The organism is Telluria sp. ZT3P39, from assembly GCF_059685935.1.
This window is the reverse complement of record NZ_JCASIH010000014.1, coordinates 33,648-56,322: the sequence shown is the minus strand read 5'-3', so window position 1 is coordinate 56,322 and position 22,675 is coordinate 33,648. Positions and strand designations below refer to the sequence as shown.

At 66.2% G+C, this 22,675-nt stretch carries 23 protein-coding genes; 13 read left to right on the top strand and 10 right to left on the bottom strand.

Features of this window, described 5'->3' with window-relative positions; all coding sequences use genetic code 11:
• The 8 genes from queD to AC56LR_RS14350 all read left to right on the top strand — a co-directional run bounded on the left by queD (nucleotide 1) and on the right by AC56LR_RS14350 (nucleotide 7,113).
• The gene (gene queD, locus AC56LR_RS14385; RefSeq protein WP_497131362.1) at nucleotides 1-447 is read left to right on the top strand and encodes a 6-carboxytetrahydropterin synthase QueD; all 447 of its coding nucleotides are present in this window, start codon (nucleotides 1-3) and stop codon (nucleotides 445-447) included.
• Complete coding sequence (gene tadA, locus AC56LR_RS14380; protein ID WP_497131361.1) at nucleotides 440-937, top strand: tRNA adenosine(34) deaminase TadA; 498 nt, start codon at nucleotides 440-442, stop codon at nucleotides 935-937. The genes queD and tadA overlap by 8 nt, the downstream gene beginning before the upstream one ends.
• A gap of 158 nt (nucleotides 938-1,095) precedes the next feature.
• The gene (locus AC56LR_RS14375) at nucleotides 1,096-2,022 is read left to right on the top strand and encodes an alpha/beta fold hydrolase (RefSeq protein WP_497131360.1); all 927 of its coding nucleotides are present in this window, start codon (nucleotides 1,096-1,098) and stop codon (nucleotides 2,020-2,022) included.
• A complete protein-coding gene (ldcA, locus tag AC56LR_RS14370) occupies nucleotides 2,019-2,981 on the top strand; it encodes a muramoyltetrapeptide carboxypeptidase (RefSeq protein WP_497131358.1) in 963 nt (320 codons plus the stop codon). Before AC56LR_RS14375 ends, ldcA begins: the two co-directional genes overlap by 4 nt.
• A gap of 29 nt (nucleotides 2,982-3,010) precedes the next feature.
• Nucleotides 3,011-4,615, top strand: a complete 1,605-nt coding sequence (locus AC56LR_RS14365; protein WP_497131356.1) for an ABC-F family ATPase — start codon at nucleotides 3,011-3,013, stop codon at nucleotides 4,613-4,615.
• A gap of 178 nt (nucleotides 4,616-4,793) precedes the next feature.
• Nucleotides 4,794-5,924 carry a quinolinate synthase NadA gene (nadA, locus tag AC56LR_RS14360; protein WP_497131466.1) on the top strand — a complete coding sequence of 377 codons (1,131 nt, stop codon included), beginning with the start codon at nucleotides 4,794-4,796 and terminating at the stop codon, nucleotides 5,922-5,924.
• The gene (gene nadC / locus AC56LR_RS14355) at nucleotides 5,921-6,787 is read left to right on the top strand and encodes a carboxylating nicotinate-nucleotide diphosphorylase (RefSeq protein WP_497131354.1); all 867 of its coding nucleotides are present in this window, start codon (nucleotides 5,921-5,923) and stop codon (nucleotides 6,785-6,787) included. The genes nadA and nadC overlap by 4 nt, the downstream gene beginning before the upstream one ends.
• A complete protein-coding gene (locus AC56LR_RS14350) occupies nucleotides 6,787-7,113 on the top strand; it encodes a hypothetical protein (RefSeq protein ID WP_497131352.1) in 327 nt (108 codons plus the stop codon). The genes nadC and AC56LR_RS14350 overlap by 1 nt, the downstream gene beginning before the upstream one ends.
• Nucleotides 7,114-7,128: 15 nt before the next feature.
• On the opposite strand, the gene AC56LR_RS14345 is transcribed toward AC56LR_RS14350, so the two are convergent.
• The 4 genes from AC56LR_RS14345 to nadB form a co-directional block, all read right to left on the bottom strand.
• Nucleotides 7,129-8,172, bottom strand: a complete 1,044-nt coding sequence (locus AC56LR_RS14345) for an alpha/beta fold hydrolase (RefSeq protein ID WP_497131351.1) — start codon at nucleotides 8,170-8,172, stop codon at nucleotides 7,129-7,131.
• Between the two features lie 12 nt (nucleotides 8,173-8,184).
• Nucleotides 8,185-9,063, bottom strand: a complete 879-nt coding sequence (locus tag AC56LR_RS14340; RefSeq protein WP_497131349.1) for an NAD-dependent protein deacetylase — start codon at nucleotides 9,061-9,063, stop codon at nucleotides 8,185-8,187.
• Nucleotides 9,064-9,147: 84 nt separating this feature from the next.
• Entirely contained in the window at nucleotides 9,148-10,047 is a 900-nt protein-coding gene (locus AC56LR_RS14335) for a DMT family transporter (protein ID WP_497131347.1), read from the bottom strand.
• A 39-nt stretch (nucleotides 10,048-10,086) separates the two neighbouring features.
• The gene (nadB, locus tag AC56LR_RS14330; RefSeq protein ID WP_497131345.1) at nucleotides 10,087-11,727 is read right to left on the bottom strand and encodes an L-aspartate oxidase; all 1,641 of its coding nucleotides are present in this window, start codon (nucleotides 11,725-11,727) and stop codon (nucleotides 10,087-10,089) included.
• A 162-nt stretch (nucleotides 11,728-11,889) separates the two neighbouring features.
• Here nadB and AC56LR_RS14325 point away from each other — a divergent pair, with 162 nt between their 5' ends.
• Together AC56LR_RS14325 and pnuC are read left to right on the top strand one after the other, a co-directional pair.
• A complete protein-coding gene (locus AC56LR_RS14325) occupies nucleotides 11,890-12,390 on the top strand; it encodes a pyridoxamine 5'-phosphate oxidase family protein (RefSeq protein ID WP_497131344.1) in 501 nt (166 codons plus the stop codon).
• Nucleotides 12,391-12,503: 113 nt separating this feature from the next.
• A complete protein-coding gene (gene pnuC / locus AC56LR_RS14320) occupies nucleotides 12,504-13,106 on the top strand; it encodes a nicotinamide riboside transporter PnuC (protein ID WP_497131343.1) in 603 nt (200 codons plus the stop codon).
• On the opposite strand, the gene AC56LR_RS14315 is transcribed toward pnuC, so the two are convergent.
• Together AC56LR_RS14315 and AC56LR_RS14310 are read right to left on the bottom strand one after the other, a co-directional pair.
• Complete coding sequence (locus AC56LR_RS14315; protein ID WP_497131341.1) at nucleotides 13,103-13,444, bottom strand: hypothetical protein; 342 nt, start codon at nucleotides 13,442-13,444, stop codon at nucleotides 13,103-13,105. The two genes, pnuC and AC56LR_RS14315, sit on opposite strands and share 4 nt — an antisense overlap.
• A 60-nt stretch (nucleotides 13,445-13,504) precedes the next feature.
• A complete protein-coding gene (locus tag AC56LR_RS14310) occupies nucleotides 13,505-13,948 on the bottom strand; it encodes a DUF411 domain-containing protein (RefSeq protein WP_497131339.1) in 444 nt (147 codons plus the stop codon).
• Between the two features lie 133 nt (nucleotides 13,949-14,081).
• Here AC56LR_RS14310 and AC56LR_RS14305 point away from each other — a divergent pair, with 133 nt between their 5' ends.
• Entirely contained in the window at nucleotides 14,082-15,242 is a 1,161-nt protein-coding gene (locus AC56LR_RS14305) for a tyrosine-type recombinase/integrase (RefSeq protein WP_497131337.1), read from the top strand.
• A 19-nt stretch (nucleotides 15,243-15,261) separates the two neighbouring features.
• Here the strand turns inward: AC56LR_RS14305 and AC56LR_RS14300 are convergent, their stop codons facing one another.
• Complete coding sequence (locus AC56LR_RS14300; protein WP_497131336.1) at nucleotides 15,262-15,540, bottom strand: hypothetical protein; 279 nt, start codon at nucleotides 15,538-15,540, stop codon at nucleotides 15,262-15,264.
• A gap of 75 nt (nucleotides 15,541-15,615) precedes the next feature.
• A complete protein-coding gene (locus AC56LR_RS14295) occupies nucleotides 15,616-17,136 on the bottom strand; it encodes a hypothetical protein (protein ID WP_497131335.1) in 1,521 nt (506 codons plus the stop codon).
• 190 nt (nucleotides 17,137-17,326) lie between these two features.
• Between AC56LR_RS14295 and AC56LR_RS14290 the strand changes: the two genes are divergently transcribed.
• Both AC56LR_RS14290 and AC56LR_RS14285 read left to right on the top strand, forming a co-directional pair.
• Complete coding sequence (locus tag AC56LR_RS14290) at nucleotides 17,327-19,453, top strand: sensor domain-containing protein (RefSeq protein ID WP_497131333.1); 2,127 nt, start codon at nucleotides 17,327-17,329, stop codon at nucleotides 19,451-19,453.
• 52 nt (nucleotides 19,454-19,505) lie between these two features.
• Nucleotides 19,506-20,384, top strand: coding sequence for a hypothetical protein (locus AC56LR_RS14285; RefSeq protein WP_497131331.1), 879 nt, complete (start codon nucleotides 19,506-19,508; stop codon nucleotides 20,382-20,384).
• 49 nt (nucleotides 20,385-20,433) lie between these two features.
• Here AC56LR_RS14285 and AC56LR_RS14280 read toward each other — a convergent pair whose 3' ends face one another.
• The gene (locus tag AC56LR_RS14280; RefSeq protein ID WP_497131329.1) at nucleotides 20,434-20,877 is read right to left on the bottom strand and encodes a YybH family protein; all 444 of its coding nucleotides are present in this window, start codon (nucleotides 20,875-20,877) and stop codon (nucleotides 20,434-20,436) included.
• A gap of 147 nt (nucleotides 20,878-21,024) precedes the next feature.
• Nucleotides 21,025-21,891 (bottom strand): hypothetical protein, encoded by an 867-nt coding sequence (locus tag AC56LR_RS14275; protein ID WP_497131328.1) that lies wholly within the window; start codon nucleotides 21,889-21,891, stop codon nucleotides 21,025-21,027.
• Between the last annotated feature and the right edge of the window lie 784 nt (nucleotides 21,892-22,675).

Genomic DNA, 22,675 nt, shown 5'->3' with positions numbered 1-22,675 from the left:
ATGTTGACCATTACCCGCAAGCTGGAATTCGATGCAGGCCATCGCATTCCCGACCACAAGAGCCAGTGCCGCAACCTGCACGGCCACCGCTATACCCTCGAGATCACCCTGACCGGCGAAGTCATCAACGCTGAAGGAAATTCCGACAACGGCATGATCATGGATTTCTCCGACGTCAAGACGCTGGCCAAGGAACACCTGGTCGACGTCTGGGACCATGCCTTCCTCGTGTACGAAAAAGACGACAAGGTACGCGAGTTCCTCGCTTCGCTGCCCGGCCACAAAACGGTCGTGATCGACTGCATCCCGACGGTCGAGAACCTGGCGCGCGTCGCCTTCGGCATCCTGAAGACGGTCTTTACCGACCGCTACGGCACCGGTTTGCGCCTGCACAAGCTGGTGCTGCACGAAACCCCGAACTGCTGGGCAGAAGTCCTCGATGCCTGAGCAGGCGCCTGGCGACGCCGCCTTCCGCTTCATGGGACTGGCGCTCGAGCAGGCCAGGCTGGCCTGGGCCGAGGGAGAGGTGCCGGTCGGCGCGGTCGTGGTCAAGGACGGCGAAGTCGTCGCCGTCGGTTACAACCAGCCGATCGGGCGCCACGACCCCACCGCCCACGCCGAGATCGTCGCCTTGCGCGCGGCGGCGGAAAAGCTCGGCAATTACCGGCTGCCCGGCTGCGAGCTCTACGTCACGCTGGAGCCCTGCATCATGTGCTCGGGCGCGATGATGCACGCACGGCTGGCGCGGGTGGTGTATGCCGCGCTCGACCCCAAGACCGGCGCCTGCGGCTCGGTAGTGAATTTGTTCGAGCAGGAAAAACTGAACCACCACACCGAGGTGGCGGGCGGCCTCATGGCCGAGGAGGCCAGCAGCCTGCTCAAGGCCTTCTTCGCCGAGCGCAGGGCAGCGTCCCGCAAATTGCCGGCCGCGCCGTAGACCACGGCACTGCGCCGCGTCAGGCCGGCGCACCGGGTGCGAGCGCCCGCAGGCTTGCGAAAGTGGTATGCTCGATTCAAGCCGTCCCGCACGGCGAGTCCATTCCACCGCAACAACGAGGGAACCGATGCCGCCCTGCGCGGCGCCGATACGTCGCCATGCCAACGCTGAACGCCAACGGAATCCGCATCGCCTTCGATACCTCGGGCGATCCAAAGGCCGTGCCGCTGCTGCTGGTGCATGGCCTCGGCATGCAGCTTGCAAGCTGGCCCGACGAATTCGTCGACGGCCTGGTCGAGCTCGGCTTCTACGTGATCCGTTTCGACAACCGCGACAGTGGCCTGTCCACCAAGTTCGAGCAGGCCGGCGTGCCCAACCTCTCCATCGCGGCGCTCAAATCCTCGCTCGGCTGGCCGCTGCGCGCCGCCTACCGCCTCGACGACATGGCCGAAGACGCCATCGGCGTGCTTTCCGCGCTGGGCGTGGCGCGCGCCCACGTGGTCGGGGTATCGATGGGCGGCATGATCGCCCAGATCCTCGCCGCGCGTCACCCGCAGCGCATCCTGAGCCTGACCTCGATCATGTCGAGCAGCTGCCGGCGCGGCTTGCCGGGGCCGGAGAAGAAGCTGCGCAAGCTCCTTGGCCGTCGCCCGGCCAACCCGGCCGATATCGAGAGCATCATCGACCAGGGCATGGAAGTCATGCGCGCCATCGGCAGCCCGTCCTATCCGACGCCCGAGCGCCTGCTGCGGCGGCGCGTGGCCCGCTCGGTGCGGCGCAGCTATTGCCCCAGCGGGGTGGCGCGCCAGATGATGGCGATCGCCGCCTCGGGCGACCGCTGCGCCCAGCTGGCCGCCATCACCGCGCCCTCGCTGGTGATCCATGGCGCGGCCGACCCGCTGGTGCCGCTGGCCTGCGGCGAGGATACCGCCAGCCGCATCCCCGGCGCCCGCCTCGAAATCATCCAGGGCATGGGCCACGACCTGCCGCCGCAACTGGCCGAGCGCCTGCTCGCCTTGATCGATGCCCACGCCAGGGGTAAGATGCTTCCGGACTCAACACCCCGGCTATTTGTCAAACAGTGATCACCCAACAAATCGGCATCGCCATCGTCGCCCCTGGCGGCCAGGCCCTCGACCCCTGCGCGGTCGACCGCGCAGTCGCCCGCCTCGAGGCGCACGGCTGCCTGGTCCACAATTACTACGACCACGCTTCCATCCACGAGCGCTTCGGCGGCACCGACAGGGGCCGCCTGGCCCAGCTGCAGGCGGCCGTGGCCGACCCGGACATCCAGCTGATCATGGCCCTGCGCGGCGGCTACGGCACCACCCGCCTGCTGCCGCAGATCGATTTCGACGCAATCGCCGAGAGCGGCAAGCTGGTGGTGGGTTTTTCCGACGTCACCGCCATCCACATGGGCCTGATGGCCCGCACCGGCGCCCTCAGCTATACCGGGCCGATGCTGGTGGGCGACTTCGGGGCGCGCGAGACGGTCCCGTTCACGCTCGATAATTTCTGGCACTGCCTGGCCGGGCCGACCCATACCATCCTGGAGACCGCCGGCGGCAATCCCTGCCTCGAGACCTCCGGCACGGTCTGGGGCGGCAACCTGGCGATGGTGGCGTCGCTGCTGGGCACCCCGTATTTTCCGGACATCGACGGCGGCATCCTCTACCTCGAGGACATCGGCGAGCATCCCTACCGGGTCGAGCGCATGCTGCTGCAGCTGGAGCATGCCGGGGTGCTGGCGCGCCAGCGCGCCGTCGTGCTGGGCGAGTTCTCGGGCTACCAGCTCGGCGCGAACGACAACGGCTACGGTTTCGACACCATGCTGGCGCACTTGCGCGCCACGCTTCCGCTGCCCGTCATCCACGGCCTGAGCTTCGGCCATGGTCCGCGCCGGGTGACGATTCCCTTCGGCGCGCAGGGGCGGCTGGCGTCGAACCTCGACGGCTTCACACTGAGCTTGTCGGATTACCCGACACTGCGCGCGGCCGCCTCGGTCTCGCCCAGTCGCTGCGGCGATGGTAAAATGCACGGTTAATCGTAAACTCCGCTTCTAAAGGTTTCCCAGTGCTATCCACAGCCAATATCACCATGCAGTTCGGCGCCAAGCCGCTGTTCGAGAACATCTCCGTCAAGTTCGGCGACGGCAACCGTTACGGCCTGATCGGGGCGAACGGCTGCGGCAAGTCGACCTTCATGAAGATCCTCGGCGGCGACCTGGAGCCATCGGCCGGCAACGTCAGCCTCGACCCGGGCGAACGCCTCGGCAAACTGCGCCAGGACCAGTTCGCCTACGAAGACATCCGCGTGCTGGACGTCGTCATGATGGGCCACACCGAGCTGTGGAACGCCATCTCGGAACGCGACGCGATCTACGCGAATCCGGAAGCGACCGACGACGATTACATGCGCGCCGCCGAGCTCGAGGGCAAGGTCGCCGAATACGACGGCTACTCGGCCGAAGCGCGCGCCGGTGAACTGCTGCTGGGCCTGGACATCTCGGGCGACCTGCATCAGGGCCCGATGAGCGCCGTCGCGCCCGGCTGGAAGCTGCGCGTGCTGCTGGCCCAGGCCCTGTTCTCGAACCCGGACATCCTGCTGCTGGACGAGCCGACCAACAACCTGGACATCAACACGATCCGCTGGCTGGAAGACATGCTCAACCAGCGCAATTCGACGATGATCATCATCTCGCACGATCGCCACTTCCTGAACCAGGTCTGCACCCACATCGCCGACATGGACTACGGAACCCTGAAGGTCTACCCGGGTTCCTACGACGACTACATGCTGGCCTCGACCCAGGCGCGCAACCAGCAGCTGGCCAACAATGCCAAGGCCAAGGAAAAGGTCGCCGAACTGCAGGAGTTCGTGCGCCGCTTCTCGGCCAACAAGTCCAAGGCGCGCCAGGCGACCTCGCGCGCCAAGCAGATCGACAAGATCAAGATCGAAGACTTCAAGCCATCCTCGCGCGCCTATCCGTTCGTGCGCTTCGAAGTCGAGAAGAAGCTGCACCGCCTGGCGGTGGAAACCGAGGGCTTGAGCAAGGCCTACGACCGTCCGCTGTTCAAGAATTTCTCGATCATGATCGAGGCCGGCGAGCGCGTCGCGATCATCGGCGCCAACGGCGCCGGCAAGACCACGCTGCTGCGCTGCATCGGCGGCAAGGACATCACCGGCCTGGACGCCGACCATGGCCGCACCAAGTGGGCCGAGAACGCGAACGTCGGCTACATGCCGCAGGATCCGACCGAGGAATTCCCGACCGACGCCGTTCTCACCGACTGGATGGGACGCTGGACGAAAGAGGGCGACGACGACCTGGCCGTGCGCTCGATCCTGGGCCGCCTGCTGTTCGGTGGCGACGAAGTCAAGAAGTCGGTCAAGGTGCTCTCCGGTGGCGAGAAGGGCCGCATGATGTACGGCAAGCTGATGCTGGGCCGCCACAACGTCATGCTGCTGGACGAGCCGACCAACCACATGGACATGGAATCGATCGAGTCGCTCAACATCGCGCTGGATAAATACGAAGGCACCCTGATCTTCGTGTCGCACGACCGCGAGTTCGTGTCCTCGCTGGCCACGCGCGTGCTCGAAGTGAAGGAAAACGAAATCGTCGATTTCCGCGGCAGCTACGAAGACTACCTGAGCAGCCAGGGTATCGAGGCTTAGCAAGATTCGTAGGGTGGGCGGGGTAATTTCGGGCAGTGCCCGGAATTACGAACGCCCCCGCGTTCAAACCACATGTGAACAGCCGCGCGGACAGCATCAACGTGAGTTGAACGCGCGGGCGGCCAAGCCGCCCACCCTACGAGAACCATCTCCTGCACAGTGAGACCATGACCCCATGATGACCGTACCGATCAAGACCTACGAATACGACCACCCGCAAGGGGGCAGCGCCTGTACCGCCGAGGCCTGGGCACGCACGCCTGCAACGCCGACCGCCGCCGAGAAAACCGAGCTCAAGGAGCGCATCCGCCGCTTGTTGAAGGAACGCGATGCGGTGCTGGTCGCCCACTATTACGTCGATGCCGACCTGCAGGACCTGGCCGAGGAAACCGGCGGCTGCGTGTCGGACTCGCTGGAAATGGCGCGCTTCGGCCGCGACCACCCGGCCAGGACCCTGGTGGTGGCCGGTGTGCGCTTCATGGGCGAATCGGCCAAGATCCTGAGCCCGGAGAAAACCATCCTGATGCCGGACCTGGATGCAACCTGTTCGCTGGATCTCGGCTGCCCGGCAGACGAATTCGCGGCATTCTGCGACCAGCATCCGGACCGCACCGTGGTGGTCTACGCCAACACCAGCGCCGCCGTGAAGGCGCGCGCCGACTGGATGGTGACGTCCTCGATCGGCCTCGACATCGTCAAGCACCTGCACGAGCAGGGCAAGAAGATCCTGTGGGCGCCCGACCGCCACCTGGGCGCCTGGATCCAGAAGCAGACCGGGGCCGACATGCTGCTGTGGCAGGGCTCCTGCCTGGTGCACGATGAATTCAAGGGCGTCGAGCTCGACCTGCTGAAGGCCGAGCACCCTGAAGCCAAGGTGCTGGTGCACCCCGAGTCGCCAGCAGCGGTGGTGGCCCAGGCCGACGTGGTCGGCTCGACCACCCAGCTGATCAACGCTGCGGTGAACCTGCCGGCGACCACCTTCATCGTGGCGACCGACAACGGCATCCTGCACAAGATGCGCCTGGCCGCGCCGGGCAAGCATTTCATCGAAGCGCCGACCGCCGGCAACAGCGCCACCTGCAAGAGCTGCGCGCACTGTCCGTGGATGGCCATGAACGGCCTGAAGAACCTGGCCGAGGTGCTCGAATCCGGCGCCAACGAAGTGCATGTCGATCCTGCGATCGGCGCGCAAGCCAAGCGCGCGATCGACCGCATGCTCGATTTCGCGGCCGCGAAAAAAGCACAAGCCCTGCCGAGCGGTGCGCTCGAGCAGAACACCACTTTGTTCCAGGGAGTTGGGCCCGCATGACGACCCTCCGTAACCAGCACGACCAATTCGACGAGAAACTGCAATCCGCTTTTGAGGCCAATATCCTTGCCGCGCTGCTGGAAGACATCGGCAGCGGCGACCTGACCGGCCTGCTGGTGCCGAACGACACGCGCGTGCAGGCCAGGGTCATCGTGCGGGAGAACGCCGTGCTGTGCGGCGCGCCCTGGTTCGAGGCCGTGATGCTGGCGGTCGATCAAGGCATCGACATCGACTGGAAATATGCCGAAGGCGAGATGATGAGCGCGGACTCGGTGGTCTGCACCATCGAAGCCAATCCGCGCTCGCTGCTCACGGCCGAACGCGCGGCGCTGAACTTCATGCAGCTGCTCTCGGGCGTGGCGACCGCCACCCGCAAGTACGTGGACGTGATCGAAGGCACGAAGGCCGCGATCCTCGACACCCGCAAGACCCTGCCCGGCCTGCGCCAGGCGCAGAAGTATGCGGTGCGCGTCGGCGGCGGCAAGAACCAGCGCATGGCGCTCTACGACGGCATCCTGATCAAGGAAAACCACATCGCCGCGGCCGGCGGCGTCTCAAAAGCGCTGGCTGCGGCCGCCGCGCTCGGTTCGAATGCCCCGGTGCAGATCGAAGTCGAAACCATCGTCCAGCTTCAGGATGCCCTGCAGGCCGGCGTCAAGTCGGTCCTGCTGGATAACTTCGATCTCGCGATGATGCGCGAAGCCGTGGCGGTCAACGCCGGCCGCGCGCTGCTGGAAGCCTCGGGCGGCATCAACATGGACACGGTGCGCGCGATCGCGGAGACGGGCGTGGACCGCATCTCGATCGGCAGCCTGACCAAGGACGTGCGCGCCACCGATTACTCGCTGCGGATCGTGGGCTGATGATGATGGACTGGAGCAAACTGCGCCTTTCGACCGGCGCCCGCATCTTCTGGCTCATGTTCGGCCTCGTGCTGGGCGTGCCGACCCTGCTGGGCGGCCTTGCCAACCACGGCACCGCCGACCTGTGCTTCGGGATCGGCATGATCCTCGTGGGCGTGCGCGGCTTCCTGCGTCCGGTCATGTTCGGCAAGGCGCTGAGGATGGAACAGGACCCGCAGACCGCGCAAGTGTCGATCGGCTCGCCGATGCTGCATGGCGGGCTGTCGATGGTGATCTTCATCGCGCTGACGGCGGGGATCGTGATCAAGTATGTGATCAAGGCCTAAGGTCTTGGCAAACCATCACACCCCGCTTTCGCTCGCCCTCGCCAGCGCCTCCGCCTCCGGCGTGCGCACATGCACCGGCACGCCCACCTGCGCCGCGATCGCGTCGATCGCCGCCATCACCTTGTCCGGGTGCGCATAATGCGTCATATGCCCCACGCCCGGTTCCAGTTCCAGCTGGCTGTTCGCCAGGCGCTCGTGCAGCCTTTCGGAGTTGTGACCGCAGTTGACGATCTTGTCCTGCGTCCCTGCCAGGATCGCCACCGGCACCTTCAGTTCGGCATAACGCCTGGATAGCGACACCGCCGCCGGCACCATCAGCGCGCCTTCGGCGGCGCTGGCGCGCAGCTGTTTCGGGCGCAGCGCCATCCAGACCGGGAAGCGCTTGAAGCGCTCGGCGACCGGCATCGGCGCAAACATCTTCTTGCTCGCGAGTGGCCACAGCAGGCGCGAGCCCAAGGGCGAGATGGTATAGCGCAGCAGGTCGCCCAGGACCGGGATCGCCGGGGGCGAGGCGGTCACGACATCGAGGCGCACGCTCGGGTAGTAGTAACCCGACAGCAGCACCAGCCCGCGCACGGTGTCGGGCGATTGCAGGCCCATGGCCAGCGCCACCATGGTGCCCCAGGAGTGGCCGGCGACGATGCTCGACTCGACGCCGAGCTGGGCCAGGGCCTTGTTCAGGAGTTCCGCCTGCTTGTCCGGGGTCCAGACCGTGGTGCGGGGACGGTCGCTGTAGCCGAACCCGGGCCGGTCGAAGGCGATCACGCGGTAATGCTCCGCGGCGGCGTCGAGCAGGCCGCTGGTGACGAAATCCTCGGTGTAGACGCCATTGCCGTGCAGGAGCACCAGAGTTGGCCCCGTGCCGCGCTCGAGGTAATGCAGGCGCACGCCGTCGACCTCGATGAACTTGCCCTGCGGCGGATTCTCATGCTCGGCCTGCCGGGTCCTGGCGCGCACGTAGAGGAAGGAAGCGGCCAGGCCGATGCCGGCCAGGATGGCGCCGGTGTGCAAGCCGGTCGGACGCGATGCGATGGAAGTAGTGCGGTAGCGTTTGGTCACAAGATCCCCCTGTTATTCGTTGATTGGTTGTGACTCCTCCGGCTCCTGTGCGTGGAGCAGGCCGGCAACGAGCGGCAGCAGCCGCTCGGCCGACTCTTCTATCTTGAGTGCGATCAGCTCATCCGCACGGGTGCGCCCGAGGTTGACGGCGGCGATCGGCTTGCCGGTGTCAAACGCCATGCGGCAAAACCGGAAACCCGAATACACCATCAACGAGGAGCCGACCACCAGCAAGGCGTCCGCCGCTGCCATGCTGGCCAGAGCCCTGGCAGTGCGCGCCTGCGGGATACCATCGCCAAAGAATACGACATCCGGCGAAAGCGCGCCGCCGCAATGGACGCACCAGGGCAGGCGGAATTCGGCCCAGGCATCCGGTTCGATCGCGGCGTCGCCATCGGGCAGGGGCGTGGCCAGCACGTTCGCCAGCTCGGGATTGGCTTCATTGAGCATGGTCTGAATGAAAGCACGGGAGAAATCCAGCCGGCAATGCAGGCAGACGACCTTGTGGACGCTCCCGTGCAATTCGAGCACCGACGGGCTGCCGGCGCGCTGGTGCAGGCCGTCGACGTTTTGCGTCAGCAGGCCGCTCACGCGGCCGTGCTGCTGCAGCCGGGCCAGTGCGATATGCCCGCCATTCGGGAAGGCCCGCGCCATGATGGGCCAGCCGACCATGCTGCGCGCCCAGTAGCGGCGCTGGACCTCGATCGAGCGCCGGAATTCCGGTCCCTGGATCGGCAGCCGCCCCCGTCGCACGCCGTCGCGGTCGCGGTAACCGGGAATGCCGGAGGCGGTCGACAGGCCGGCGCCGGTGAGCACCAGCGCGCCCGGGTGCCGCTCCAGGAATGCGGCCAGCTCGCCGGCGGCGTCGTGCGGGGATAAACCTTCTGCCATCTTGCTTTCCTCTTGCTCAGGCTGCGATCCTAGCATCCAGGGCGGCCGGGCCGGAACACGTTTCCAAAGCCGAACACACAGGGTTCAGCGCGCGGAAACGACAATGCCGCCCACGATCAGGCCGAAGGCCAGCACATGGTAGAGATGCGGCGCCTCGCCGAGAAAAGCGGACGACAGCAGCGCCGTGAACAGCGGCGTGAGGTTGATGAAGAAGGCGGCGACGCTCGGCCCCGCACGCTGTACGCCGGCGCCCCAGCAGCGCATCGCCAGGATCGCCGGGCCGATCGCCACATACAGCAGCGCTGCGCCCAAGGGCCAGCTCCAGGCGATCTGCACGCCGGCAAGCGCCCATTCGCCACCGGAAAGCGCCGCCGACCACAGCACGCCATAGCCGACCTGGGCCAGCAAGAAGGCCGCCCAGTCCGCGCGCAGCGCGGGCACGTCCTTCTGCTGCATCAGCATCCAGCTGTAGAAGGACCAGGCGATGGTCGCCAGGATCATGTACAGATCGCCCGTCACCAGCCGCAATGTGACCAGTTGGTCAAATTCGCCGCGGCACAGCACCACCAGCACCCCGGCAATCGACAGCATGGCGCCCACCACCTGCCTGCGCTTGACCGGAATGCCGTAGACGAAGCGGCCCACCAGCAGCATCCAGACCGGGATGCCGGAGGCGACCAGGGTCACGTTGATCGGCGTGGAGCTCTGCAGCGCCAGGTATTGCAGCGAGTTGTAGAGGCCCACGCCCAGAAGGCCGAGCATGCAATAGCGCCGCCAGTTGGCCAGCACGCCGCTGCCGGGCTGGAACGCGGCGCGGCCCAGGGGCACCAGCACCGCAAGCGCAATCGTCCAGCGGATCAGGTTGAGCGTCATCGGGGGCACCGCATCGCGCACCAGCCGTCCGACGATGGCATTGCCCGCCCACAGCACCGGCGGGACCGTGAGCAGCAGGATGGTGGAGGGGGTGAGGGCGGGGCGGTTCACGGGAAACAGCCGGTCCGCACAGGGACCGGCGTGGGAGACTCAGCGGCGTTCCGGCGTGAGCACGCTCGGCAGCGCCTTCGGCAGCGTGTCCGGGAAGTCGCGCGAATAATGCAGGCCGCGGCTTTCGTGGCGCGACAGGGCGCTGTTGACGATCAGGCAGGCCACTTCGACCAGGTTGCGCAGTTCCAGCAGGTCGTGGGTGATGCGGAAGTTGCGGTAATACTCGTCGATCTCTTCCTTGAGCAGCTTGATGCGGTGCTGGGCGCGTTCGAGGCGCTTGGTGGTGCGCACGATGCCGACGTAATTCCACATGAAGCGGCGCAGCTCGTCCCAGTTGTGGGCGATTACGACTTCTTCGTCCGCATTGGTGACGCGGCTTTCGTCCCATGGCGGCAGCGCCGGCCCTTCGCCCCGTGGCGCGGCCGCGATCTGGTGCGCGCAGGCGCGCCCGATCACGACGCATTCGAGCAGCGAATTGCTGGCCAGGCGGTTGGCGCCGTGCAGGCCGGTGCAGGCGGTTTCGCCCACCGCGTACAGGCCCGGGATGTCGGTGCGTCCCGCCAGGTCGGTGACGATGCCGCCGCAGGTGAAGTGCACCGCCGGCACCACCGGAATCGGCTGCTTCGTGATGTCGATGCCCAGCTCCAGGCAGCGCGCATGGATGGTCGGGAAGTGCTCCATCAGGAATTCCGGGCTCTGGTGGCTGATGTCCAGGTGGACGTAGTCGAGGCCGCGCTTTTTCATCTCGAAGTCGATCGCGCGCGCCACCACGTCGCGCGGGGCCAGCTCGCCGCGCTCGTCATGGGCCGGCATGAAGCGCGTGCCGGCAGCAGCGCCCGCTTCCGGCGGGAGTTTCAGCAGGCCGCCTTCGCCGCGGATCGCTTCCGTGATCAGGAAGGACTTGGCGTACGGGTGGTACAGGCAGGTCGGGTGGAACTGGATGAATTCCATGTTCGACACGCGGCAGCCGGCGCGCCAGGCCATGGCGATGCCGTCGCCGGTGGCGGTGTCCGGGTTGGTGGTGTACAGGTAGACCTTGCCGGCGCCCCCGGTGGCCAGCACGGTGTGCTCGGCCTCGAAGGTGAGCACGTCGCCGCTTTGCTCGTCCTGCACGTACAGGCCGTAGCAGCGCGGCTGGCCCACCAGGTGCGGCGTTCCGCCATGAAGCGCACCATGCACGCCCTTGGCGGTCAGCTTGTCCGAGGTGATGACGTCGATCGCGCAGTGGTGCTCGAACAGGGTGATGTTCGGGTGCGCGCGCACCTTCTGCTCCAGCGTGACCTGCACCGCGTGGCCGGTGGCGTCGGCCGCGTGGATGATGCGGCGCTGGCTGTGGCCGCCCTCGCGGGTCAGGTGGAAACCCATCTCGGCCGAGGCGTCGCGCGTGAAGGGCACGCCCTGCTCGATCAGCCACTCGATCGCGGCGCGGCCGTTCTCGACGATGTAGCGCGTCGCCGCTTCCTCGCACAGGCCGGCGCCGGCGATCAGGGTGTCGGCGATGTGCTGGTCGTGGCTGTCGTTCGAGTCGAGCACCGCGGCGATGCCGCCCTGGGCCCAGTTGCTGGCCCCATCGAGCAGCGCGCGCTTGGAGATGATCGCAACCGTGCGCGTCTGCGCCAGATGCAGGGCCACCGACAGGCCGGCCAGCCCGCTGCCGACAATAGCGACGTCAAATTTCATGGAGGAGTGAGTTTTTGTACGGAGGCGTCACTATAGTCGATTTGGCCATTCCTCGCCCGCGCCCCGCCGGAGGGACAGAGCCGGGTCAGTGTACGTCGGCGCACCGATGGCAGCAAGCCGCGGCGCTACCATCGGGGTTTCATTCCATTCCAGAGGACTGCCATGCCAGCCAATACCACTCCTGCGCACGCCGCCGCCCTGTCCGACAAGATCGGCTCGATGCGTTTCGCCATGTTCACCACGCGCGACCAGAACGGCCACCTGGTCAGCCAGCCGATGACCAACCAGCAGGTCGATTCCGAAGGCGCCCTGTGGTTCTATACCAGCACCACGACCGAGCTGTGGGACAACATCGCCCATGAGCCGGAAGTGAACCTCAGTTTTGTCAATACCGACGACAGCAACTACGTGTCGGTGAGCGGGCGGGCCGAGCGGGTGGTCGACCGCGTGAAGATCAAGGCGCTGTGGAACCCGATGGTCCAGGCCTGGTTCCCGGCCGGCCCCGAAGACGAGCATGTGGTGCTGGTGCGCGTGCTGCCGCATGCGGCCGAATACTGGGATTCGAACGACAGCAAGATGGTGCGCCTGTTCGCCATGGCCAAGGCCGCGGTGACCGGCACGACCCCGGACATGGACTCGGACCACGGCACCATCCGCATGTAAGTGCAAGCGTCCCGGCTGCCCGGGCTTGCCCCGGCCCGCCGTGCTCGCGTAGAGTGGCTGCTTCATCCACAGGAGCAGACCATGGCGCGAGCAGCACAAGACAGGGCGGGCGCATGACGCCGCTCGAAATCGCGGCGAATGCCTTTACCGCCATCGCGATCGTGCTCGCCGGGCGCAACAGCGTCCATACCTGGTGGACCGGCATTATCGGCTGTACTTTATTCGGCCTGCTGTTTGCGCAAAGCCGGCTGTATGCGGACGTGGTGCTGCAGGTGTTTTTTGTGGCCACCAGCCTGCTGGGCTGGTGGCGCTGGGTCCTTGGCGCCGAAGGCGCTCCGCTGCCGGTCACCCATGCCCGCCTCAAGACCCTGCTGTGGATGATCCCGGCCGGCCTGGCCGCCACCGCCTGCTACGGCGCGCTGCTGCATTTCTACACCAATGCCTACGCGCCCTTCGTCGATTCGGCGGTGCTGGTGTTCAGCGTGATCGCCCAGCTCCTGATGATGGGGCGGCGCATCGAGAACTGGCCCGTGTGGCTGGTGGTAAACACGATCGCGGTGCCGCTTTATTTCAGCCGTGGACTCTACCTGACCGCGGTGCTGTACGCCTTCTTCTGGGTCAATGCCATCGTCTCGTGGATCTGGTGGCGCAAGCTGGCCGCGCTCGACGCGCACAAGGCGGCGCTCGCGGCCCAAGAGCTCGCCCAAACGGCTTAGCGCGGCGGCAGGTCGGCTTCAGTCTGGTTACCGCCGGTCTCGGGCGTACCCAGGCCGGTGCCGGTCTTGCCGGCCTGGTCCGGGCGGGTGTCCTGCGGCCCGCGCGCGGTATGCGTCATCGCGCTGCCCGGCGCCTCGCGTTCCGGTCGCGCCTGCGTGACGTCGCCGTCCGGCGCATTCGTCGTTTCGCCCACCTGGTTGCGGCTCAAGCCGTCGCCGCCGTTACCGCCGGTTTCCTGCTGGGTTTCATGGCTCGGCGTGGCGCCTTGCTGGCCGCTGGTGGCGCCGCCCACGCCCAGGGTCGTGGACGGGTCGTTCTGTGGGGTGGGTTCGCTCATCCTGGCCTCCATCGCATCGTGAACGCCGATTATGCACCCGAGGGGGCGCCGCGGCCCGTCCTATTGGTAGCGCCCGAACACCGCCGCCTTGCCGCCGTCTTTCACCAGCAGCACCTCGTACGGGTCCTTGCGCGGGCCTTCCATGCCGGGAGAGCCCATCGGCATGGCCGGCACGGCCAGTCCGCGCGCCTTCGGTCTTTCAGCGAGCAGGCGCTTGATGTCGGCGGCCGGGACGTGGCCCTCGATCGCATAGCCGTTCACGCGGCCGGTGTGGCAGGAGCCGTATTGCGCGGGAATGCGGAATTTCTCGCGGTAGTCCGACGGGTTGGCGACATCCCTGGCCTTGACGGTGAAGCCGTTGGCCTCGAGATGCCTGACCCATTCCTTGCAGCAGCCGCAGCTGGCGGTCTTGTAGACTTCGATCACTGGCTGGGCGGCGACGGCTGCCAGCGGAAAGGCGAGCGCCGAGGCAAGGGCGGCCTGGGCAGGAAAACGCAGGGGCATGATGGCTCCGAAGTGAAAGGGACGAGCCGGCATTATGCCGCAGCCTCGGGGGCTGCGCCCGGTTTGCGCGAACTCTTGGTGGGCCTGCTCGGCGGTGTTATACTGTATAAAAACACAGTATATGTAAGCAACCATGCCACGCTTCCTGCCGCTCGACCTCGATCCACCCGCTGAAGATTCTCCCGAGCGGGCCGCCGCCAGTGCCCGCAGCGGGGTCTTCCGTGGCGTGGCCGACGAGCCGGTCACCGACGCGAAAACCGACGTCGAACTGGCCCGCGAATACATCGGCCACAGCGAATTGAGCCCGAAGTCCGTCGCCAACACCCAGAAAGAGCTGTACCGCTTCCTGACCTGGTGCCGCGAAGAGGCGCGCAAGACCTTCCGGCAGCTCAGCGTGGCCGACCTGAACGCCTACAAGGAATTCATCCGCAACCCGCCGCCCGAATGGACCAGCACCACCAAATGGCCGCGCAACGACCCGCGCTACCGTCCGTTCTCCGGCCCGCTGTCCGACGCCAGCCGGCGCCAGGCCATGATCGCCGTCAAGGGCCTGCTCGGGTATGCGGAGCAGACCGGCTACCTGCGGCGCAACCCGGGCCGCATGGTGCGCAACGTGCGGACCTCGAACGTCAGCCGCATCACGCGCTACCTCACCACCCAGGCGATTGCCTACGCGCTCGATGCCGTGACCAGCCGCGTGGCCGAGACGCCGGCGGCGATCCGCCAGCGCGAGCGCGACCGCTTCCTGCTGGTGGCCTTCGCCCAGACCGGCGCGCGCCTGAACGAGATCGTCGGCGCCAGCATGGGCGCGATCTACAGCGAAGGCGACCAGCGCTGGTGGCTCGACGTCATGGGCAAGGGCGCCAAGCCGCGCCGCCTGCCGGTACCGCCGGCGATGCTGACGGCTTTCCGCGACTACCGCGGGGCGTTCGGGATGCTGCCGCAGGCCAGCCGCGCCGACCGCACCCCGCTGGTGCTGTCGAGCCGGCGCGAGGAACCCGTGCGCATCACCGACGAGGCGGCGTCCGAAGCGCTCAAGGCGGTGTTCATGGCCGGCGCCGACCGCGCCGCCGCGCTGGGCGACGCCGACAGCGCCGCGTCGCTGCGCCAGGCATCGACGCACTGGCTGCGCCACAGCATGCTCACCAACCACGCCAACAGCGGGGTGCAGCTCAAGACCCTGCAGGACACGGCCGGCCACGCCAACATCGCCACCACGGCGGCCTACCTGCACAAGACCGACCACGAGCGCCACGACGAAATCGTGGGCAAGGGTCCGGGCCTGGCGCAATAGGCTTGCAGCCGGGGGCGCTTCAGATCGGGAGTTCGGATTCGCCGCCGGCCGAACTGCCGAAATCCTGCAGGTCGTCGAGCGACAGGCGGCGCTCGTTCAGGGCCTGCACGATGGACTTGAGCTGCTCCGCATCGGGATGCAGGTAGACGATCCGCTGTTCCAGTTCGTTGTCCCAGTACTTCGTGTAGGGGACGTCGGTTTCCGACATGACTTTGGCGTCGAAGCTGCCGTCCATCATTTCACCGACCAGGATGACCTTGGTGGTGTCGGGGGTGGTATTCTTGACGGTCGTGCCCATGCTCATCCTTTCGAGTGATCAGTTCGCAACGGCACATTCTTACCCACCTGCCCAAGTCGCGCAAACGGCTGGCATTCAGCCGTGCGCGCTGATGCAGACCGGCTTGCCGACCACGTAGCGCCAGCCGCCCGGATGATGCGGGCCGCCGGCAGGAAGGACGACCCGCCTGCCCGGACCGCATAGTGCGGCGTGGGCCGCGTCGCTGCCGGGGTCGAACACCGACTTGATCGGGTGGCCAGGCAGGCCCCAGGTCGCCGCGGTGAACGTCTGGATGGCGCCATCGTGGTGCAGCACGCGCTCCAGGAAGATTTCCGGCTCCGGCGCATACAGGCTGGGAAACAGGCGCAGCACCGCCCGCGCGGCCGGGCTGAACTCGATGTACTCGTAGCTGCGCGCGTGCTTCATCGCTCCCGCCTGCACCAGCAGCATGGCCGCCAGCAGCATGGTGCTCCAGCGCGGCACGCGCTGCATCCAGCTCAAGGCCAGGTAGAGCAGCGGCATGCCGCCCCAGAAGGCGTAGCGCATCATGCCGTTGGCGCCCGAGTTCCAGTTGATCGTCGACAGCGAGGGCAGGGCCAGCGCGACGCTGAACCCGATCCCGGCCAGCGCATGCGGCAGCCAGCGGCGGCCGTCTTTCGCGAACAGCTGCACCGCCACCATGGCCAGCACCACCGGGAAGCCGAGCATGAGGCCCTGGTTCAGGTCGAAGTAGAACGACAGCAGACGCGCGCCGCCGATCAGGTCCGGATTGGTCGACATCGCCGCGATCGGGCTCGGGATGCCGAAGACGGCCTGGTTGTACAGGAAGGGCGTCAGCGCCAGCGCCGCCACCAGGAGCGACGCCGGCACCGCATGGCGGTCGAGCACCCTGCGGATGGCGGCGCCGGCCGGCAGGCGCTCATGGGCATACAGGTAGCAGATGCGGATCAGCGGTGCGAACACCGAAAAGAATACCAGCGGCGGATTCTGCATGGCCCCCAGGCCGGCCAGCAGTGCGCCGACGTAGGGTCGTCCCTGCAGCACGAACAGCAGGCCGGCCAGCAGGCAGCAGCCGGTGAAGAATTCGGTGCTGGCCCAGTTCGCGTAGAGCACCCCGCCCGAGAGCAGGAAGAACACGATGGCGAAGATCGTGCGGCCGCTCGATCTGGTCACCCGGAACATTGCCACCGCCAGGATCGCCAGCGCGGCGAGGTTCACGACCTGGAAGGCCTTGAACGGCTGGCCGCCAAGCGCCTCGATGATCTTGAAAGGCAGGGCTGCCAGGGCCGAATAGGCGAAAAAATGGATCGCGTGATAGCCGCCGCCCAAGCCGCGCACGATGCCGGGATAGGGCATGGATTCGCCGCGCTGCATGCCGGCGCGCAGCTGCCGGTGCAGCGTGACGAAGCCGGGCTCGGGCGAGAGCTGCTGCGCCGTCTCGAGGTCGGCCAGGCGGATGTCGGGGCTGGCGTGGTTCGCCAGCGCGATCGTCATCAACGCGTATTCATGGAAGTCGCCATCCTTGGCAGGGCGGTACAGGAGCAGGGTAGCAAGCGAGACCAGGAAGACGAAGATGGCGAGGCGGGCGCCTGGTTGGACAGGGAATCGAGGCTTCATGGAACGGCAGTGCGGGGGCTGCGGCGCAAATAAGGGAAACGGTCAGGATTCTAGCCTGCTATCCCGGCCATGGGAATGCGCCGCCGCCGTTTATCCCGGATGGATAAGCGGCGCGCCTGTACGGGCGGCGGGAGACAGGCTAGTATGAAAGGCAGGGGACGATCGTCCAGCGAAACGGAGGCCTACCGCCATGCCTGCTACCACGCCAACCGATCTCCAGCGCCGGCTCGACGAGCTGCTGGAGCACCTGCCCGCAGGCGTCGTCGTGCATGGCGCCGATGGACGGATCGAATCGGTCAACCGCCGGGCATGGGAATTGCTGGGCCGGCCCAAGGACGAACTGATCGGCACCGAATGGAATACCACCGCATGGAGCTTCGTCCGCGCCGACAATACCCCGATGCCGGAGTCCGAATTCCTGGTCAACCAGGTGCTGGCTACCGGCCAGTCCGTGACCGACCTGGTCGTCGGCGTTCCGTCAACCGCGCCGGAACCGCTCCGCTGGCTGATCTGCAATGCCTATCCCGAACACGACGGCCAGGGCAGGCTGACGGACGTGGTGGTGTGCTTTACGGACTGTACCAAGCTCAAGAAAACCGAACGGCGTCTGTACAAATCGGAACAGCGGCTGCAGCTGGCCCTGCGCGGCTCGACCGATGCGCCATGGGATTGGGACCTGGTCAGCGGCGAAGTGTATTACTCCGAGCGCTGGTGGGACATCCTGGGCTATACCGGCGACGAACTCAAGTCCGACGCCGATACCTGGGCCAGGCTGATCCATCCGGACGACCAGCCGCGCATCGGGGTCTTCCTCAGGCAGTTGCTGACGTCTGCGCGCGAGAGCTACAGTGTCGAGTTCCGCATGCGCCATCGCGACGGACACGATGTACCGATCCTCTCGCGCGGATTCGTGTCGCGCAATCCAGAGGGCAGGGCAGTGCGCATTTCCGGAACCAATACCGACCTGACCGAGCGCAAGCTGGCCGAACAGCGCATCCATGAGCTGGCCTATTTCGACCACCTGACCGGATTGCCGAACCGGCGCTTCCTGGCGGAAGAACTGCACATGATCCTGGCCCGCAGCGAGCGCACCGGCCAATTGGGCGCGGTGCTGTTCCTCGACCTCGACAACTTCAAGCTGCTCAACGACACCATGGGCCACGACGTCGGCGACCTGCTGCTGTGTCAGGTCGCGCAGCGCCTGAGCAAGGCGGTGCGCCACAGCGACCAGGTGGCGCGCCTGGGCGGCGACGAATTCGTGGTCGCGCTCGAGAACCTGGGTCCCACCTCCGGCGCCGCGGTCGCCGAGGCCAGCCGGGTCGTCGCGAAGATCCTGCATGTGCTGGACCAGCCTTACCAGCTGGCCGGCCGCCAGTTCGACAGCACCGCCAGCATCGGCATCGCGCTGCTGGACGGCGCGCGCACCGACATCGACACCTTGCTCAAGCAGGCCGACCTGGCGATGTACCGGGCCAAGTCCGATGGCCGCCATGTCGCACGTTTCTTCGATCCCGGCATGCAGGCGGCGGCCGAGCGCGAGGCCGCGCTCGAGGCGTCGCTGCGCCAGGGCATTTCCTTGAACCAGTTTGTCCTGTTCTGCCAGCCGCAATTCAGCCCGGCGGGACGCCTGGTCGGGGCCGAAGTGCTGGTGCGCTGGCGCCGCGACGGCGGGCCCCTGCTCGCGCCTGCGGACTTCATCGGCCTGGCCGAAAGCTCCGGGCTGATCATCCCGCTGGGCCACTACGTGCTGGAAGAAAGCTGCCGGGTGCTGGCGCGCTGGGCGCACGACAGCATCCTCGGCACCCTCAAGCTTTCCGTCAACGTCAGCGTGCGCCAGTTGCGCGATCCCGATTTTCCGGCCGAAGTGGCGCGCATCCTGGCGCGTACCGGCGCGCCAGCCGGCATGCTGTGCCTGGAGGTGACGGAAAGCGTATTCGCCTCGGACCTGCCGGAACTGACGGCCCTGATGGAGCGCTTGCGCAAGCTGGGACTGTCCTTCTCGCTCGACGATTTCGGCACCGGCTACTCGTCGCTGGCCTACCTCAAGCGCTTTCCCTTGTCAGCCCTGAAGATCGACCGTTCCTTCGTCCACGACGTCCATGTCGATCCGGACGCCGGCCCCATCGTCGAGGCCATCATCGCCCTGGCGCAGAAGCTCAAGCTCGAAATCGTCGCGGAAGGAGTCGAACACGAGGCGCAGAAACGCTTCCTCAGCAAGGGCGGATGTTATGCGCTCCAGGGTTACCTGCTGGGCCGGCCGGTTCCCGTTCCGGATTTCGAGCGGGCCTACAGCGCGGCCGATACCGGGCAGGTATGATGTCGACTCGCGGCCTGGCCAGGCCGCCTGGCGTCATGGAAGAACAGAACACATGCGGATCGAAGTCGTATCGGCCGGCGCCTCGGCCGGCCATAACGAAGATTGGGCTGGGCATGTCCATTCCGACGGGATCACCGACCTCGTCATCATCGACGGCGGCACCTCGGTCGCCGACCGGGACTATGTCGCGCCGGGCACGGGCGACGTGGTCTGGTTCGTCGGCCATTTCGCCGCCGCGCTGGGTCGCTGCATCGATGCCGGCCTCGGCCAGCACGCGGCGGTGCACGCGGCCATCGATACGACCTATGGCGCGTATCGTGAGCTTGCCGCCGGCCTCGCCGTGCCGGCATATGCCTGGCCGATCGCGGCGCTGACCTGGACCCGCGTCACGGCCGGCAAGGCCGGCCACCGTGCGCAGCTGTACTGCCTGGGCGACTGTAAAACCCTGGTGCGCCATCCGGACGGCGCCGTGGTCGACCTCGACCCGTTCGTCAACCCGCAGGAAGGCGTGCTGCGTGCCGAAATCGCCAGGCTGCGCGCCGAGGGCATCGTGGACGGCGCGGAGCGCCATGCACGGCTGCTGCCGATCCTGCGCGCACGGCGCGAATTCCAGAACACGGCCGCAGGGCCGGCGGCCCTGTGCCTGCGTCCGAACGGCGGCTTCCAGGCGCGCACGGTCGAAGCGGACCTGGCGCCTGGCGCGGTGGTATTGGGCATGACGGACGGCTTCTACCGGCTGGTCGACACCTACGCGCTGTACACGCCGGCGTCGCTGGCTGCGCTGTGCATCGAACGCGGACTGCAGAGCGCGCTCGACGAGCTGCGCAGCTTCGAAGCGAACACGCAGGCGCAGGCCGCGGCGGCGGGCTCGGTAAAGCGTGCGGACGATGCGTCGGCGATCCTGTGGCAAGCGGGACTGCAGTCGCCGTGACGGCGGCAGCAGCCTGGTAGCGATGTAGCAGGCCCCGGCTGGGCCTGGATTACTTTGCCTTTCGCGACGACCAATGGACGTGCACGATCGACCAGTCATCGCCATTCTTCGCAAGAATAGCCGTTCCCGTCCCGAACACCGTAGCGGACTGCCCCTGGATGACGGCCGTCGTTTCGGTTTCTTCCCACACCACCGCCGTTTTGCCGTCGATGCGTTCGTTCTGCTTCAGCACTTTGCGTGTCGAATTTTTCGCAAACTCGATGTCGCCGCCAAGGTGCTGGCCGGCGTACTCGTCGCGCGACCGTTCCACGTGACCGGCCTCGTAGATCGCAACTGCGGGCGCCAGCAGGCTGGTCGCCCTGGCCCTGTCGCCCTTGCTCAGGGCATCATGAAATGCCTCGACGGTTTCCGTCGGCGACGCGGCCCAGCTGGCGGCCGGTATCCCGAGAAGTGCGGTGCCGAGGAAGAGTCCTGCCAGGGATTGCATCGTCATTATTATTCCTTAAGGGATGAACTGCTTCACGACGTCGGCGGTGGCGTGATCGAGCCGGCAAGGTGGTCGCCCAAGGCCGGCGGAGGAACGAAAAAGCGAGGCAAGCATCGCCTCGCTCACGCCTTCAACGACCGCCTTTGCGGAGAATCAGTGATGATCGCGGAACTGGCGGCGGTGATCGCAGCTCGCGCAGCCCTCGGCCGCCTCGTTGGTCCAGTACACGTGGGTCAGCGTGATGGAACCATCGTCGTTGTGGCGCTGGTAGGTGGAGGTGCGGCCGTTGGCGGACTGCTTCATCAGTGCGCCCCAGCTGTTCGGGTCGTCGCTGATGTCGACGTTCACGCCGCCGCGTGCCGACGGCGCCGGCCCGGGAGCCGTGGCGACGGTGGTGGTGGAATCGAGGTGCGCGTAGATGCTCTTGAGCAGCGAGAAGTCGTGCGCGTTCGGCTTGGTGCTGACGGTGCTGGTGGCGTTCGCGCCCGTGTTGGAGAAATAGTCCATGCACGAGTTCTGCGAGCTGCCGTCCTCGGACTGGTGGCCCAGGCCGAAGGTATGCGCCACTTCCTGGCACATCACGTGTTCGCGTTGGTTGACGTTGTTGTAGGTCGCCGTGTTGAAGTAGGTATCGTTCATCTTGGCGGTACCCTGGGTGATATGGTCGCCGTTGATGTTGATCGACGCCAGGCCGAGCCAGCCGTTATTGCCGTAAGTCGCGTTGCAGACCTGGGTGGTACCGACAACCATCTTGCACGTTTGGCTCGTGGTGCCGCCGGAAACAACGGCGGTGAGGACTGGCGTGTTCCCCGCGTTCCAGTCGTTGGACGATTGGTTCAGGCGGGCCGTCCAGGCGCTGGTGGTCAGGTTGTTTCCGAGCTTCAGGGTAAATTGAGGCGTGGTCCGTGCCCAGTGGTAGTTGCCCCAGGCGTGGCTGGCGAGGGCGACCTGGCTGGCCGAGACGCCTGCTGCGCCGATGGCAATTGCGAGTGCCAGCTGCTTCAAGATCTGTTTCCGCATAACAAATTCCTTTATAGTTTTTAAACAACGGGAAAATACATACGTACATACAGGATACTGCTGGGCCAGAATACGCCGCCGGTCGAGTTTGTCTACGCGATATGGATAAGCTTGGGGTTTTTCCGCAAAACCTAGCAGATCTGATACCTGAAGCGGCAGGGCCCTGTGGTACGGAGACTGACGCCGGCGGATCGAGCGCGTTTCAGGCAAGCAGATGATTGGGCGACGTAACGGGCAGCGTGAGTGTCAATCATTGCGAAGCAGGGCAGAGCGTGTCGGTGTAGCGCTTGCCTCCGACAGACTGGTGTCGACCGCAATGCCGGTTACCTGAGAGTCGCCGCTCAGGGCGGTAGGAACGTCCTCAGCTAGAGCGCCGCCATTAGCGGCACCAATTTCACCATCGATCGAGAGCGCTGGAAGAGGCTGTGCGAACGGCAAGTTGGGAAGTAAGGCTTGCACCCGAACGTCGGCGCGTGACATCTACGGAGCCGATGCCCCTTGTCAAATGCGGTAAGCTCTTTCGGATAGTAGCGGATGATCGCCATCCAGCGAACTCGACATTAGGTTTTATAATGTCGAGTACGCTCTTCCTGCCGGGGGGAGTCGGCATCGGGTCGGTGGCCCTGTGCCAATGAGGCCTTGATCCTCAGCCGCGCCGCTTCTTGTGGATGCGCGGGCTCATCGGGCAGGTACCGTGATGACTTGAGAACAAAGCGCATCTCACCAGTACTAGGCGGATAGCGCCCTTCGAATCGTGCGACGATATCGGAATCCTTGCAGTTGG